At 43.1% G+C, this 15,483-nt stretch carries 21 protein-coding genes; 8 read left to right on the forward strand and 13 right to left on the reverse strand.

Going from position 1 to position 15,483, the window contains the following annotated elements:
* Nucleotides 1-60 precede the first annotated feature (60 nt).
* The 13 genes from HT728_RS00255 to HT728_RS00315 form a co-directional block, all read right to left on the reverse strand.
* Complete coding sequence (locus HT728_RS00255; protein WP_000404934.1) at nt 61-1,674, reverse strand: ribonuclease Y; 1,614 nt, start codon at nt 1,672-1,674, stop codon at nt 61-63.
* Nucleotides 1,675-1,876: 202 nt separating this feature from the next.
* Nucleotides 1,877-2,131, reverse strand: a complete 255-nt coding sequence (locus HT728_RS00260; protein ID WP_173233170.1) for a Txe/YoeB family addiction module toxin — start codon at nt 2,129-2,131, stop codon at nt 1,877-1,879.
* A 3-nt stretch (nt 2,132-2,134) separates the two neighbouring features.
* The gene (locus HT728_RS00265) at nt 2,135-2,389 is read right to left on the reverse strand and encodes a type II toxin-antitoxin system Phd/YefM family antitoxin (protein ID WP_000388572.1); all 255 of its coding nucleotides are present in this window, start codon (nt 2,387-2,389) and stop codon (nt 2,135-2,137) included.
* 132 nt (nt 2,390-2,521) lie between these two features.
* The gene (locus tag HT728_RS00270; RefSeq protein WP_173233172.1) at nt 2,522-3,619 is read right to left on the reverse strand and encodes a nucleotidyltransferase; all 1,098 of its coding nucleotides are present in this window, start codon (nt 3,617-3,619) and stop codon (nt 2,522-2,524) included.
* A gap of 9 nt (nt 3,620-3,628) precedes the next feature.
* Nucleotides 3,629-4,369 (reverse strand): class I SAM-dependent methyltransferase, encoded by a 741-nt coding sequence (locus HT728_RS00275; RefSeq protein ID WP_306416186.1) that lies wholly within the window; start codon nt 4,367-4,369, stop codon nt 3,629-3,631.
* A 108-nt stretch (nt 4,370-4,477) separates the two neighbouring features.
* A complete protein-coding gene (rsfS, locus tag HT728_RS00280) occupies nt 4,478-4,831 on the reverse strand; it encodes a ribosome silencing factor (protein ID WP_112443861.1) in 354 nt (117 codons plus the stop codon).
* A complete protein-coding gene (gene yqeK / locus HT728_RS00285; protein WP_173233174.1) occupies nt 4,832-5,425 on the reverse strand; it encodes a bis(5'-nucleosyl)-tetraphosphatase (symmetrical) YqeK in 594 nt (197 codons plus the stop codon).
* Nucleotides 5,425-6,054 carry a nicotinate-nucleotide adenylyltransferase gene (locus HT728_RS00290; RefSeq protein WP_112443859.1) on the reverse strand — a complete coding sequence of 210 codons (630 nt, stop codon included), beginning with the start codon at nt 6,052-6,054 and terminating at the stop codon, nt 5,425-5,427. The genes yqeK and HT728_RS00290 overlap by 1 nt, the downstream gene beginning before the upstream one ends.
* A gap of 52 nt (nt 6,055-6,106) precedes the next feature.
* Nucleotides 6,107-6,418: a ribosome assembly RNA-binding protein YhbY gene (yhbY, locus tag HT728_RS00295; RefSeq protein ID WP_000060169.1), complete on the reverse strand. Its 312-nt coding sequence runs from the start codon at nt 6,416-6,418 to the stop codon at nt 6,107-6,109.
* Between the two features lie 212 nt (nt 6,419-6,630).
* A complete protein-coding gene (yqeH, locus tag HT728_RS00300; protein ID WP_112443858.1) occupies nt 6,631-7,737 on the reverse strand; it encodes a ribosome biogenesis GTPase YqeH in 1,107 nt (368 codons plus the stop codon).
* Between the two features lie 2 nt (nt 7,738-7,739).
* Complete coding sequence (locus HT728_RS00305; RefSeq protein WP_112443857.1) at nt 7,740-8,267, reverse strand: YqeG family HAD IIIA-type phosphatase; 528 nt, start codon at nt 8,265-8,267, stop codon at nt 7,740-7,742.
* A gap of 16 nt (nt 8,268-8,283) precedes the next feature.
* The gene (locus HT728_RS00310; RefSeq protein WP_112443856.1) at nt 8,284-9,189 is read right to left on the reverse strand and encodes a magnesium transporter CorA family protein; all 906 of its coding nucleotides are present in this window, start codon (nt 9,187-9,189) and stop codon (nt 8,284-8,286) included.
* Between the two features lie 63 nt (nt 9,190-9,252).
* A complete protein-coding gene (locus tag HT728_RS00315) occupies nt 9,253-9,813 on the reverse strand; it encodes a mechanosensitive ion channel domain-containing protein (protein WP_001168881.1) in 561 nt (186 codons plus the stop codon).
* 138 nt (nt 9,814-9,951) lie between these two features.
* On the opposite strand from HT728_RS00315, the gene sstT reads away from it, so the two are divergent.
* From sstT to queE, 8 genes are all read left to right on the forward strand, one after another.
* Nucleotides 9,952-11,157, forward strand: a complete 1,206-nt coding sequence (gene sstT / locus HT728_RS00320) for a serine/threonine transporter SstT (RefSeq protein ID WP_119943197.1) — start codon at nt 9,952-9,954, stop codon at nt 11,155-11,157.
* Between the two features lie 173 nt (nt 11,158-11,330).
* A complete protein-coding gene (locus tag HT728_RS00325; RefSeq protein ID WP_173233176.1) occupies nt 11,331-12,284 on the forward strand; it encodes an aromatic acid exporter family protein in 954 nt (317 codons plus the stop codon).
* A gap of 142 nt (nt 12,285-12,426) precedes the next feature.
* Nucleotides 12,427-12,807, forward strand: a complete 381-nt coding sequence (locus tag HT728_RS00330; protein ID WP_112443854.1) for a MarR family transcriptional regulator — start codon at nt 12,427-12,429, stop codon at nt 12,805-12,807.
* 99 nt (nt 12,808-12,906) lie between these two features.
* Entirely contained in the window at nt 12,907-13,128 is a 222-nt protein-coding gene (locus HT728_RS00335) for a DUF4649 family protein (protein WP_000570253.1), read from the forward strand.
* A gap of 15 nt (nt 13,129-13,143) precedes the next feature.
* Nucleotides 13,144-13,458 (forward strand): thioredoxin, encoded by a 315-nt coding sequence (gene trxA / locus HT728_RS00340; protein ID WP_001029581.1) that lies wholly within the window; start codon nt 13,144-13,146, stop codon nt 13,456-13,458.
* A gap of 201 nt (nt 13,459-13,659) precedes the next feature.
* On the forward strand, nt 13,660-14,313 hold the full coding sequence (queC, locus tag HT728_RS00345) for a 7-cyano-7-deazaguanine synthase QueC (RefSeq protein ID WP_164226099.1): 654 nt from the start codon (nt 13,660-13,662) through the stop codon (nt 14,311-14,313).
* Nucleotides 14,313-14,756: a 6-carboxytetrahydropterin synthase QueD gene (gene queD / locus HT728_RS00350; protein ID WP_000464575.1), complete on the forward strand. Its 444-nt coding sequence runs from the start codon at nt 14,313-14,315 to the stop codon at nt 14,754-14,756. The genes queC and queD overlap by 1 nt, the downstream gene beginning before the upstream one ends.
* On the forward strand, nt 14,749-15,465 hold the full coding sequence (gene queE, locus HT728_RS00355) for a 7-carboxy-7-deazaguanine synthase QueE (protein ID WP_023943814.1): 717 nt from the start codon (nt 14,749-14,751) through the stop codon (nt 15,463-15,465). Before queD ends, queE begins: the two co-directional genes overlap by 8 nt.
* Nucleotides 15,466-15,483: the final 18 nt, after the last annotated feature.

The raw sequence follows: 15,483 nt of genomic DNA on the forward strand, positions 1-15,483 counted from the left end.
ATTTTCAAATAATTTATTCAAAAAAACTGAAGTCAGATTGCACTGACCTCAGTTTTTTATTTATTTAGCATAATCTACTGCACGAAGCTCGCGAATCACGGTTACCTTGATATTTCCTGGGTAATCGAGATTGTTTTCAATTTTCTCACGAACTTTGTGAGCCAAGATTGTGACTTTGTCGTCCTTGATTTGTCCTGGATTGACCATGATGCGGATTTCACGTCCTGCTTGAAGGGCAAAGCTATTTTGTACCCCTTCAAAGCCGTTAGCAATTTCTTCCAAATCATGGAGACGCTTGATGTAGCTTTCAAGAGACTCACTACGAGCACCTGGACGAGCTGCGCTCAAGGCATCTGCTGCAGCGACAATCACTGCAATGACACTTTCGGCTTCGACATCGCCGTGGTGACTAGCAATCGTATTGACCACAACTGGATGTTCCTTGTACTTACGTGCCAATTCCATACCGATTTCAACGTGGCTTCCTTCAACCTCGCGGTCAATGGCTTTTCCGATGTCATGAAGGAATCCAGCACGACGGGCAAGAGCCGCATTTTCACCAAGTTCGCTCGCCATGATACCAGCCAACTTAGCAACCTCAATCGAATGACGTAAGACATTTTGTCCATATGAAGTACGGAACTGCAAGCGACCCATGATTTTCATCAAGTCAGGATGAAGGTTTGGCGCACCAATCTCATAGGCTGCTGCCTCACCGTATTCACGGATCTTATTGTCAATCTCTTGACGGTTTTTCTCAACCAACTCTTCGATACGAGCTGGGTGGATACGACCATCCTTGAGCAACATTTCCATAGTCATACGGGCAATCTCACGACGAATCGGGTCAAATCCTGACAAGGTCACCACTTCTGGTGTATCGTCGATAATGACATCGACCCCTGTCAAACTTTCAAAGGTACGAATGTTACGACCTTCACGACCAATAATGCGTCCCTTCATAGTATCATCTGGCAGATGAACCGTTGAGTTTGTTGACTCCGCTACATATTCACCAGCGATACGTTGCATAGCTTGAACCAGGATGTCCTTGGCCATTTTGTCAGAACGTTCTTTGACCTCTTGCTCAGCTTCACGAATGCGGCTGGCAATCTCCTTAGTCAAGTTTTCTTCTGTCTGTGCCAAGATAATATCTCGTGCTTCTGCCTGAGACAGAGCACCAATACGCTCTAGTTCTGCTTCTTTTTGTCTTTCGACTTCCTCTAATTGCTCTTCACGCGCATCAAGGTTTTTCGCTCTATCAGAAATACTTTGTTCTTTTTGTTCAAGTGTTTGTTCTTTACTCGTCAAATTGTCGTCTTTACGGTCAAGGCTAGTAGCTCTCTCGGTCAAACGACTTTCGATTTGTTTGAGTTCTTGACGTTCTGATTTAAATTCAGCGTCCACTTCTTCACGGTATTTTCTGGCTTCTTCTTTGGCCTCCAATAGTGCTTCTTTTTTAAGAGACTTGCTTTCACGTTTGGCTTCATTAACAAGTAAATCTGCTTCACGCTCAGCTTGTCCACGTAAATTAGTTGCTTCTTGTTCAGCATTTAAAAGCATCAACTCCGCAGCTTCCTGAGATGATTTCATCTTGGCTGAGATGCTGACATATCCAATGACTAAACCAATGATGACGGCAAAAACAGCAATCGCAAGCGACATGATTTCCATGTTTTTACCTCATTTTATTGTTATTCCGAATGACATACATTCTTTTACATTCTACCATAAAAAAGTGATTTTCACAAACCTAAAATAGAATATGTTTTGGGGAATTTGGAATGGAATTTGGAATGCATTTACAAAAATAAAATTGTTGTTTAGAAATAGTTGTTTAGTAGAGATTTGAGAAAAAGCCTACTTTTCAGTAGACTTAGTAATGATCTTTAAAGGACAAGAAAGCCACGCTATCTCCATCCATCATATAAATCAAGCGATTTTCTGCATCAATACGCCGTGACCAGGCTCCTTGGTACTCATATTTGAGCGGCTCTGGTTTTCCTATTCCTGTAAATGGATCACGTTGAATATCCTTGATTAGTTTATTGATTCTTTTTAGTGTTTTCTTATCCTGAGTTTGCCAGTAGCAATAATCTGCCCACGCATCTTCTGTAAACTTGAGCAGCATTCCTCACTCCTCAATAACATGGACTTGAGTGCTTCCAGCACGAACTTGAGCCATTCCTCGCAAAACCTTATCAGAAAGTTCCTTATTTTGAGCGATTCTCAGTGTTTCCTGAATACTGTCCCATTCGCTCTTTGAAAGAACTACAATGTCCTCATCTGGATTTTTATTAACCACCGTCAAAGGCTCAAATTCATCGTTTACCTTCTTCATGTAGTCTTTTAAATGATTTCGGAACGTTGAGTAAAGAACTGCTTCCATAATCATACCTCGTTTTACCTCTTTTCCACTATTATACACAAAAAGAAAGAAATTGTCAGGAACTTGTACAAGATTTTCTTTTTCTATCTATTTATTCGTAAAAAATCTCAAAAAGTCCACCTTTCAGTAGACTTAGTTTGTTTCTATTCTAATCGGCACTCTTCCAAAATTCTGCTCTGATATACTTGGATTTCCCAGTTGGTAAATCTGGTCTGCCTTTTGGGTCATAGTATCCCAAGGCTCTTTGCCAATTCGACTGACTAGATTGACCTGACCTTTCAAAGACTTGAGATGTTTCCTGCCTTTTTCAGTAAATCCAAGGACATGAATGGATTCTGGTAAGTCACTTTCTTTAGCCTGCACCAAGATATAGGTCAAGAGCCGTCTGACACGCGCCTTGGTGTAACGTTTGGTGGCAACCGCCTCGACCAATTCGTCAACAGACTGAGCTTTTTTGATAGCTTCCTTGATGCGCACAGCCATTTCTTGATTGACCTGATAGATGGTGGTTAGGTCTGGATTTGACAAGATTTGATAGCGGAGCAGAGGAAAATAGTCTTCCCAGCTCACCTTACTAGCCTGCTCAAATAGGACAATAGAAGGCATAAAGCGTTCTAAAAAATCTTGGTCCTTCTGGTGCTGACGCAGGGCTGTCGCCGAGGCAAAGTCCACATATTTATCCACAGAATGGTAACCAGCCCCCTGACGCTGAATCGGATGCATCTTGATATTTCGTCCTGCAACTGCCTTGGCATAAGCAAGAGCAAGAACATGATTGGGCGTATTGCCAGAAAAATCAAGACCAGCAAATTCCTTCCACATGGCTTGGGTTTTCTGGGGATAAGAGAGAGAATCAGACAGATTTTCCACAAATTTCTCCATCTCAGCACCTTTCTCTGTGTATAAGTCAGCGATTTTCTGGTAATCTAGAACTTCCTCCGTCCCAAAGGCTAAGTTATCAATCCCTAACTGAGCTAAGATATCCACAGCTCCTTGACCAAAGAAATCTGCTGCCTGAACACTGACTAAAAAGGGCAATTCCACTACCAGATCCGCTCCATTTTCCAGTGCCATCTGGGCCCGTGTCCACTTGTCAACGATAGCAGGCTCTCCACGTTGCATGAAATTTCCAGACATGGCTACGATTTTCAGTCCCTCAGCCTGATCCAGCAGGTATTTATGCCCATTATGAAAAGGATTAAACTCCGCGATAATACCTGTGATGGTCATAGTGATCTCCTACTTCTGCGCGACAAAAAACCAACGGGTACTTGTCTCTGTCGGCTCCTTGTCCTCAAAGTCTGCATAGAGTTTGAAAGACTTAAATCCAGCCTGTTCCAGCAAAATATCATAGGTCAAGACTTCATAGGTCCGCTCCTCATGCACCTCATCGTGACGACTAAAGGAGCCGTCAGCCTCCTTGACAAAGAAAGTCAGCTCATGCACGATGGAGTGAGGCGCCGCGTCCTCATAGGTGTCCCAAAGCATAGCGAAATCTTCCGCATTTTCATGGTAGGAATAGCCTGGAAAAACCTCATCCGTCTGGTAAGTCGAATGCACATCAAAGATGAAAACTCCGTCTTCGTTGAGGGCATTATACACTTCCTTAAAGACGTCCCCTACTTCCACCTCATCCTGCATGTAGCAGATTGAGTCTGAGTAACACGTGACAAAGTCGTATTGACCTGCCTTAGACAAATCCAGCATATTGCCTTCCATAAAATCAATCTTTTGTTTGGCTGAAGAAGCTCTCTTCTCAGCAATCTTCAACATATCCGCACTCAAATCAAGCCCAGTCACATCAAAACCAGCTTGAGAAAAGCGAACAGACTGGATACCTGTTCCACAAGCCAATTCCAAGAGTTTCTTTCTCTCCTTAGTTTTTGGCAAATGACGCAGCGAAAAATCAGTCCATTTGTCGTATAAACTGTCATCCATGACCGCATCATAGACCGCCGCAAAAGTTTCATAAGTTGCCATAATCATGATACCAAGAGCCTACATGGCAAACACCACTCGCCCTCACCTTTCTATCCAATTTTCTAAAATAAGCAAAGAAACCCAGTTGACTACAACTAAGTTCATCTTCTAAGCAAGAGCTTCTGAAATATCTACTGAATTTGCCTCATGCCATAGTTTTTCTAGGTTATAGTGGGCACGCATTTCTTCTGAGAAGATATGCACAACGACAGCACCGAGGTCTAGCAAGACCCATCCCCCAGCTGCATCGCCTTCGATATGGCTGCCTTTAAAACCAGCTTCCGCTACTTTTTCACGGATATTGTCAGCGATAGCATCCAACTGACGGCTATTCATTGAACTAGTAATAACAAAGTAATCCGTCACGCTAGTCAAATCTTGTACATCAAGTGCGAGGATATCCTCCGCACGTTTCTCATCAGCCGCTTTCACGACTAGTTCTAGTAATTCTTTTTCGTTCATTTAGTCCTCTTTCAAATAGTACACAAAGGCGTTATAGGTTTCAAGAGTTTGGGGATAGATGGGGAATCCCTGATGAGCTAGATGCTCTACGGTACGAGATGTTTCATAGGCCACTGCCTTATCAAGCGATAGACTTGCAATCTCACGCGCCACATTTACTCCAGGAAAGGCTCGATTGTGCTCGATATAGTCTGCGACGTAGATGACCTTATCAAGATCTGTCATCTGACCAGCCCCAACTGTATGGATTTCAATGGCTCGCAGGATTTCAGAATCATGCAAATCCAAGTCTTCTTGAATCTTGTAAATTCCGACCATACCATGCCAGACATTATTGCCCCAGTTTTTGAGGTCAGGGTCTAGCTGATAACGGTCAATCAAATCCAGAAATTCCTGATCTGACAACTTCTTAGCATAGTCATGAAGAAGGCCTGCTAGACCTGCTTTCTCGGTATCGACTCCAAATCGCTGAGCTAATTCCATAGCGGCACGCTCCACACCTAGACAATGGGTTAGACGTTTCTCAGGTAGAAGCTCTGCCATTTTTTCCAACAAAGCCTCACGAGAGCAGTTGATATGGTCTTGATAGGCCATCAGTAAAGCCCCTCCTTCTCGATATAGTCTAGCACTGGCTGAGGTAGGAGAAAGTTGGGTTTCCGTCCTTGGGCAAGGAAGTCACGCACCATGCTGGATGAGATATCCATGAGAGGTACATCCACCCAGATAACTGGATAGGAAGTCCCTGCCTTGTAGCGTGGGCGCTGAACTCCCACAAACTGAACCATATCTACCAGTTCATCAATTCGGTACCACTTGGGCAGATAGTCCACCATGTCGGCACCGATGATAAAATAATAATCTGTATCTGGATTCTTCTCAGTTAGAAGCTTCATGGTGTCGTAGGTGTAAGAAATGCCCTTGCGCTCCAACTCAATGGTTTCAATGGCTAGTCCTTCAATCCCCTCAATCGCCAACTCAAGCATCTTGAGACGATGGTGTTCAGGGATGGTTTCCTTTTTATCTACATGAGGAGGTTGGTATTCAGGCATGAGCAGAACCTGGTCCAATCCCAACTGCTGGCGTACTTGATCCGCAACAATAAGATGGGCATTGTGAACAGGGTTAAAATTCCCCCCTAAAATCCCAACTTGTTTGCGTTTTTTCTCCTTGATTTCTGGCTCCAACTCTATCTTAGTAAAGGGAGTCAATAATTCGATTGCCATAGGCTAGTCTCCTTTATTTCTCTGTAAAAAACAGTTGTTTGGAGTATGGGGGTCAAATTTCTTTGACTTTTTTAGAAATCTTGCGATTCTCTTTCTTGCTGGATTGTTTAAACAAAATCAAGATGCGTCCGATTTTTTGGACTGTATCCACACCGATTTCTTCTTCCAAAATTTCAGCTACTTCGTGGATATTTTCATCGGTGTTTTGCAAAAGAGTAACCTTGATCAATTCACGGGCATCAAGAGCCTGACGGACGCTGGTTTTGATTTGGTCGTTGAGTCCATTTTTCCCGATTTGGATGATGGGTTTGAGGGTGTGTGCCTGACTGTTGAGGAAGGCACGTTGTTTTGATGTTAATGACATAATTTTCTTCCTTGTTTTTTGATAGTTATTTTAGGTGGTGAGGGACGGTCGGAACTAATTTTCCAAAGATCTCATCTTTGAAAAATGGATTTCCTGACCTCACAATTGAGCCTTGGTCTCAATTATGCCCCTTGCCAATCTACAGATTGGCAAAACACCACGGCAATAACTATCTTTTTATGAGCTCACTTTGTTCGCTCAGTGATTTTGTTTTAAATTATTGCTTTTCGTGTGACGACGGCAACGCCTTCTGGTGCCCAGACGGCGACTTTGGCGGTGCCTGTTACGCGGATCCAGCCTAGGCCTGAGATGACTAGGTCTGTCTTTTCCTTGATATTAAAGACATGTTGGACCAATTTTGGAAAATCTTCTTTTTCCTTGCTATTTGGTGGTGTCAAAAGGCTTCCGACGTGCTTATCGTAAAAGGCACTAGCACCTTCTAACTTGGTACGATGGAGTTTTAATTCATTGTCAAAGAAGGCTGTGAAACCTTGCTTTTCTCCCGCAATGAAATCAAATCGTCCGAGACCACCTAGAAATAGGGTTTGTTCAGGATTGAGCTGATAGGTTTTAGGTTTGATTTCCTTTTTAGGGCTGACATACTTGAGGTTTTTAGCCGTCAAGTAGTGGGCCATCTGGTGACGGTGGATGATTCCCGGCGTATCGTAGATATAAGATCCGTCGTCAAGAGGAATCTCAATCTTGTCCAAGGTTGTCCCTGGGAAGCGTGAAGTCGTGATGACATTCTGGTTACCCGTGATTTCTTGGATGATGGCATTGATTAGAGTTGATTTTCCAACGTTTGTCACACCGACCACATAGACATCGCGGCCCTTACGGTAGTGTTCAATCTTGTCAATGACTTCCTTAATGGCATGTTTGTTTTGGGCTGAAGTTAGGACGACATCGACTGGACGAAGACCTTCTTCGTGGGCACGTTCCATGAGCCACTGGCTAATCTTGCCTGGTTTAACAGACTTGGGCAAGATATCTTTTTTATTTCCCACCAAGAGGACATCATTGCCCGATACAAAGCGTGGCAAGCCTGGGATGACAGAGCCATTAAAATCAAAGATATCAATGACATTGACCACTAAGGCATCGCTGTCTCCCACCTCGTGCAAGAGCTTGAGGAAATCATCGTCTGTCAACTGGACATCCGTGATTTCATTGTAATGACGGAGACGGAAACAGCGTTGGCAATAGACTTCGCCAATCTCCAAACCTTTTTCAAGTGCCGACTGGGGGGTAAAACCAAGACCAGACTTGTCTGTCGTCTGAATGGTTGCTCCACAACCAATACAGAGAATTTCTTCCATAGTTAAATTCCTTTTTTATATGTAATCGGTCCGTACTTTTCAGTGATTTTTCGCATGACACGACGCTCACGAGCTCGGTTAATCTGCGTTTTAATCGAGTCATGTTGGACCAAGGGTTTGACTAAAATCGAGCGAATGCCAGCACGGTGAGCTGCTCGTATATCTGTCATGAGCTGGTCGCCAACCATGACCACTTCACTTTTCTCATAGTGGAATTCCTTCATGGCACGGTCAATTCCAAATGTGAAGGGCTTCAGAGCCCAATAAACGTAATCAATCCCAAACTTCTCAACTGCACGTTGGACCCGTTTTTTGGTGTTATTTGATACCACAATGATGCGAATACCCACGTCCCGAAGGTCATGTAGCCATTGTTTCATCTCTGGCGTACCATCAGGATTGTTCCAAGCAATGAGAGTATTGTCCAAATCGACCAAAACAGCCTTGATTCCCTGCGCCTGCAGGCTTGGGACTGTCAGATCATAAACTGCTTCCACAGCAAAATCTGGCATGTAATTTTCAATCGCCATTCTGGCTCCTTCTCTTTTATTTTCTAGTAATTTTCTTCATCCATTGAGATAAGGCTGCCCATAAAATCAAGCTAGCCATTAAGATATAAATCCAAGCATTTGGCTCTTCTGTAAATGGTAGAGGAACATTCATTCCGAAGAAACCTGTAATAACCGCAAGTACTGCTAGTAAGACGGAGATAATAGTCAAAATTGACAAACTATCATTCAAGTTATTGTTTAGGATGTTGTTGTAAGAAGCTGAGAGTTGTTGCAAGACTTGAGAAATCAAGTCTGTCATAGACACCAACTGATGGGCTTCAATCATGGCATCATCAAACTGCTCTCGTTCGACATCATTAAATCTCCGATAAAGAGCATGGCCCTGGATATGTTCCAAGAGGAGTCGATTTTGTTTTGCTGCTGCTGTCAAGTAAACCATACCAGTCTCCAAGTCAGAGAGGGCGAAGAGATTTTTCTTTGTTGTAGTTTGACGTAGCAAGGCACTAATTTCGTCCTTACTTTTATCCATCTCTTCAATGACAGGATAATAAGCGTTACTGATAATCTCTAAACCAGAAAAGAGAAACTTGTAAATAGAAAGCGACTCATGGCTATCCAGATAAGCTGACATCTGATCAATGACATAAGCATTCTTATGGTTGCTGATGGTAATCATTCGTTGTTTTTCAACGATAAAGGTCATCGGAATCGCTTCATAATATTCTTTGTCTTTTTCTAAATCAAGAACATTATAAATAAAGGTTACCGTCTCCGTTTCACGGTTATAATCCATATGAGCTCGTTCATTTCTATCCAGAGCATACTCAATGGTTTCCTTGTCCAATCCATAGATGTCAGAAAGATCTTCCATATTTTTAATCTTATCCACATCAAGGTCTATCCAGGTACAACCATTGCCCAACTGCTTTTCTAAAACCATCTTTTCTCCTTTATTAAAATTAAACTCTTTCTATTGTACCACAAATTACTTAAAATAACAGGTCTAGTCTGTGCGTGAGAAATTGCTAACAACTGTGATATTTCGGTTAGGAACAAAGTGAAGAGCTTGCTCCTCGCTACGAAGCTGGGTCGTACGAATTCCCACGCTGACGACCTTGCCCGATACAGTAATAGGACCATTTGTCAGAACGACCTCATCTCCCACATCCAGTTGACGTTCAAAAAGGATGAAAAAGCCATTGATGACATCAGACAGAAAACCTTGGGCTCCCATCCCAATGGCCACCCCAGCAATCCCAGCTCCAGCCAACAAACTAGATACAGGTAAGCCTAAAATCGATAAAATACAGTAGAGTAAAAAGAAATATAGCGTATAATTAAACACATTTTCTAGTAAACGCGCAATAGTCTTTTGGCGCCCGACATCATGATGAGACATTTTTAGAGAAGGTTTGACAATTCTCTGCACCATAGTATGAAGCATTTTTTTAGCAATATAAAATACAATCAAAAGCAGTAAAAGAGAAATGATCTTGGTGAGAATATTCTCGATAATAGTTGTCACATCTAGCTTTTCAATATAAGCTTGAATAAATTTTTGCATATAAAACTCCTTTATTTCATTATACCATACTTTTATCGGTCTCATTCTCCATAAATATTCAAAAAATAGACAGAAAATTCTTGATTTTGCCTATCATTTATACTATAATCATAATCACTACATAAAAAGGAGATTATTATGAAAAGAATCATTCATGCTTGGAATAAGGCAAGCCTTGTCAAGCGTATCTTGATTGGTATGCTTTGTGGGGGAATCCTAGGACTGACCCTTCCTAATCTCTCAGGAATTGGGCTACTCGGGGATTTATTCGTCGGAGGTCTAAAAGCTGTTGCTCCTATCCTAGTCTTTGCCCTCGTTGCCAATGCCCTTTCCCAACATCAAAAGGGGCAAGATAGCAATATGAAAACTGTTATTTTCTTGTATATCCTAGGGACTTTCGCTGCTGCTCTTGTAGCTGTACTAGCAAGTTTCATCGTCCCTATTGAAATTACCCTAAATAGTGCCAATACTGAAATTGCACCACCAGATGGGATTGGGCAGGTCCTCAGCAACCTCTTGCTCAAACTGGTTGACAATCCAGTCAATGCCCTCATTACTGCCAACTACATCGGTATCCTATCTTGGGCAGTTGTTTTCGGAATTGCCATGAGAGAAGCCAGCAAAAATAGTAAAGAATTGCTAAAAACTATCGCTGACGTGACTTCTAAAATTGTCGAATGGATCATCAACCTGGCTCCATTTGGAATCCTTGGTCTTGTCTTCAAAACTATTTCCGATAAGGGAATCGGAAGCCTTGCCAACTACGGTATTTTATTGGTTCTATTAGTAACGACTATGCTTTTTGTTGCCCTTGTGGTCAACCCTTTGATTGCCTTCTTCTTTATGAGACGCAATCCTTACCCTCTAGTTTGGAACTGCCTCCGTGTCAGCGGTGTGACAGCCTTCTTCACTCGTAGTTCTGCGGCTAACATTCCTGTCAACATGAAACTCTGCCATGACCTCGGGCTAAACCCAGATACCTATTCTGTTTCTATCCCACTTGGTTCTACTATCAACATGGCAGGGGCAGCGATTACCATTAACGTTTTGACCCTTGCTGCAGTAAATACTCTGGGAATCCCTGTTGACTTTGCCACAGCCTTTGTCCTCAGTGTAGTAGCAGCTATCTCAGCCTGTGGTGCTTCTGGTATTGCGGGAGGTTCCCTCCTTCTTATCCCAGTTGCTTGTAGCCTTTTCGGTATTTCTAACGATATTGCCATGCAAGTTGTTGGGGTTGGATTTGTGATTGGGGTCATCCAAGACTCATGTGAAACAGCCCTTAACTCTTCTACAGATGTTCTCTTTACCGCCGTTGCCGAATACGCAGCAGCCCGTAAAAAATAACTCATAAAGGCAAGCCTGCTCAGGTTTTGTCTTTTGCTCTTTTATTCTAACTTATACTCTTCGAAAATCAAATTCAAACCACGTCAGCTTCGCCTTGCCGTACTCAAGTACTGCCTACGGCTAGCTTCCTAGTTTGCTCTTTGATTTTCATTGAGTATTATCAGGAAATTCTTATGTCTATTAGCCAACGTACGACCAAGCTCATCTTAGCTACCTGCCTTGCCTGCCTGCTTGCTTATTTTCTCAATCTTTCCTCAGCAGTTTCGGCCGGAATTATCGCTCTCTTGAGCCTATCTGATACGCGTAGAAGTACTTTAAAACTGGCTCGCAATCGACTCTTTTCCATGCTCCTAGCTCTGGCTATCGGTGTTCTAGCTTTTCACCTGAGCGGATTTCATATCTGGAGCCTCGGCCTCTATCTAGCCCTCTATGTTCCCCTGACCTATAAGATGGGCTGGGAAATTGGCATCACACCAAGTAGCGTGTTGGTTAGCCATCTCTTGGTGCAAAAATCAACCTCTCCAGACCTTCTAGTCAATGAATTCCTTCTCTTTGCTATCGGTACAGGATTTGCCTTACTGGTCAATCTCTACATGCCTTCACGAGAAGAGGAAATCCAGCACTACCACACGCTGGTGGAAGAAAAGTTAAAAGATATCCTCCAGCGTTTCAAATATTATTTATCCAGAGGGGATGGACGCAACCGAGCACAGTTGGTAGAGGAATTAGACACACTTTTAGAAGAAGCCCTCAGACTGGTCTATTTGGATCACTCTGACCACCTCTTTCACCAAACCGACTACCATATCCACTACTTTGAGATGAGACAGCGACAAAGTCGTATCCTGCGAAATATGGCCCACCAAATCAACACCTGTCACCTAGCTGCCAGTGAAAGCCTGATTTTGGCCCAACTCTTTTCAAAAATTGCTAGTCAACTAAGCCAGACCAATCCTGCTTCTGATTTGCTAGATGAAATTGAACGCTATCTGGAAGTCTTCCGGAACCGCAGTCTGCCCAAGACAAGAGACGAATTTGAAACCCGTGCCACCCTTCTTCAACTCCTACGTGAAGCCAAAACCTTCATCCAAGTAAAAGTTGATTTTTACCAAAAATATGGACAGTAAAAAAGAAAACCACTAAAAAACAGAACTTGCTAGCTCTTTTGAAAAGTAGTATAATTATTGCATGCACAATCATCTTGTGATGCAGAGACTGTCCGTAAATGGACTTTCTTCTATTTACAACTCTAAAAAGAAAGGAGATACTATGACCTATTTGGAAAAATGGTTTGACTTCAATCGGCGTCAGAAAGAAATTGAAAGTCTCTTGGAAGAGACCATTGCCCAGAAGAGCGAGCAAAGTCTGACCTTGAAAGAGTTTTACCTGCTCTACTATCTGGACTTGGCTGAAGAAAAATCTCTACGCCAGATTGACCTGCCAGATAAGCTTCATCTGAGCCCGAGCGCTGTTTCTCGGATGGTGGCTCGTTTGGAAGCTAAAAATTGCGGTCTGCTCAGTCGCATGTGTTGCCATCAAGATAGACGCTCTAGTTTTATCTGCCTGACAAGTGATGGGCAAAAGACACTGACCTCGCTACAAAAGGCTGTCGAAGCAAGCTTGGAAACTGGTTTGGATTTCTTGATTTGAGATGATTTTAGAAAAAAGTTGCGTGCGCAATCATTTTTCTTGACATTCTCTTCTACAAGGAGTAAAATAAAGTCATCATTAAACAAAGGAGTTTTAAACATGATTGAAATCACCTATTTAGATGCCAGCAAGAACGAAAGAACTGTGACTTTCGAGTCTTATGAAGACTTTGATCGTTCGCAGCAAGCTTGCCTTATCGGCGTCGCAGACTACTACCCTGTCCAAAAATTGACTTATAAGGGTCATGATTTGGACTACCATGGGACTTATGGAGACATCTTCTTCTATCTCAAGAAACAAGATTTAAGCCAATATAACTAAAAAAGGAGAAATACAATGGCAAAAGCAATTACAGATGCAACATTCGAACAAGAAACAAAAGACGGTTTGGTCTTGGTAGACTTCTGGGCAACTTGGTGTGGTCCATGTCGTATGCAAGGTCCAATCTTGGATAAATTGTCTGAAGAACTTTCAGAAGATGTCTTGAAAATCGTTAAAATGGACGTTGATGAAAATCCAAACACAGCTCGTGCTTTTGGAATCATGTCTATCCCAACTCTTCTCTTCAAAAAAGACGGCCAAGTTGTCAAACAAGTTGCTGGTGTTCACACAGCAGAACAAATCAAGGCCATCGTTGCTGAATTGAGCTAATCAAACTAGAGACCAAGTACTTTCTTTGGTCTCTTTTTTCTTGCTCTTTGCCATTTTTCAAAAAATATGCTAGACTGTAAGTAGAATATTACGATGTTTGGGACATGCCATCGCTAAAAAAAACCTTGACTTGGTATTTTTTAGCTCCCTCAAGGGAGCTTTTTGCGTGCTCTGAACATTTCCCATTTTGGAAGGAGTACTATGAAACGTCAATCTGCCTTGGTCGTCTTTAGTGGCGGTCAAGATTCTACAACCTGCCTCTTTTGGGCTAAAGAACACTATGAAACAGTCGAAGCTGTCACCTTTGCCTATGGCCAACGCCACCATCTTGAAATTCAAGTTGCCCAAGAAATCGCTAAGGAACAGGGGATTCGCCATCACATCCTAGATATGTCTCTGCTGGGACAAATCACTGAAAATGCCCTGACCTCTGATATGGAGATTGAGCAAAAAGAAGGAGAGATTCCCAATACCTTCGTTGATGGTCGCAACCACCTCTTTCTATCCTTTGCGGCTGTTCTTGCTAAGCAACGGGGCATTAAAGACATCGTGACAGGTGTCTGCGAGACAGACTTCTCAGGCTACCCCGATTGTCGAGATGTCTTTGTCAAATCCCTTAATGTTACCCTCAACCTTGCTATGGATTACGACTTTGTTATCCAAACACCTCTCATGTGGCTGGACAAGACTGAAACTTGGGAATTGGCTGACCAACTCGGTGCCTTTGACTATGTTCGTGAAAAGACCTTAACCTGCTACAACGGAATTATAGGGAGTGGCTGTGGAGATTGCCCAGCCTGCCACCTACGTCAACATGGTCTAGATGTTTATCTCTCACAGAAAGGAAAGGACTAATGTTTTTTGCACCCAAAGAAATCAAACAGGAAACTGGGGAGTCTCTGGTCTACAATCCTCACAGAACCTTGGTATCAAAAGAGTTTACCTTCGATGCTGCCCACCACCTCTTTCACTATGAGGGAAAATGTAAGTCCCTGCACGGCCACACCTATCATTTGCAGATTGCTGTCAGTGGATTTTTAGATGAACGTGGCATGACCTACGATTTCGGAGACATCAAAGCGATCTACAAGAACTACTTAGAGCCCCACCTGGACCATCGCTATCTCAATGAAACTCTTCCCTATATGAACACGACTGCTGAAAATATGGTTTACTGGATTTTCCAAACCATGAGTCAAGAGTTGCCAGACGAGCGCGGTCTCCGTTTGGAATACGTTCGCCTCTATGAGACTCCGACTGCCTTTGCAGAGTTTAGACGGGAGTGGTTAGATGACTAGGGAACGTGTCCTCAAACTACCAGTTCTGGAAATTTTTGGCCCAACCTTTCAAGGTGAAGGCCGTGCTATCGGGCAGAAAACCATGTTTGTCCGCACTGCTGGTTGCGACTACCACTGCGACTGGTGCGATTCTGCCTTTACTTGGGATGGCTCTGAAAAGCCAACTCGTATGACAGCTGACGAGGTCATTGCTGAGTTGGATAAATTGGGGAGCTACGACTATGTCACCCTGTCTGGGGGAAATCCTGCTATCCTAGCAGCCAATATGGCCGAATTGGTCACTAAGCTCAAGGAACGCGGTGTCACCCTTGCTGTCGAGACTCAAGGTTCCCGCTGGCAAAATTGGTTGAAAGACATCGACCAGGTCACCCTCAGTCCCAAACCTCCTTCATCCAAGATGGAAGTCAACTTTGAGACCTTGGACTTTATCGTTTCCCAACTGGATCCAGACAAGGTCACCTTTAAAATCCCTGTCTTTGATGATGCAGATTTAGCCTTTGCTAAAGGAATACAAGAACGCTACCAACCAGATGTCCTCTTCTTATCGGCTGGAAATCCTGAGCCCAAGGCCACAGGCAATATTATCCAAGATCAACTGAACCGTCTCAAAGAACTCTGGGAACGCGTCGCTACTGACGATAGCTGGGGCAATGTCCGCGTCCTTCCTCAACTCCATACCCTCCTCTACGATAACCAACGTGGTGTTTAAGATTAGAAAGAAAAAATC

Origin of the sequence: Streptococcus sp. 544, assembly GCF_013277385.1 — a bacterium.
GTDB classification, from domain to species: Bacteria; Bacillota; Bacilli; order Lactobacillales; family Streptococcaceae; genus Streptococcus; species Streptococcus mitis_BA.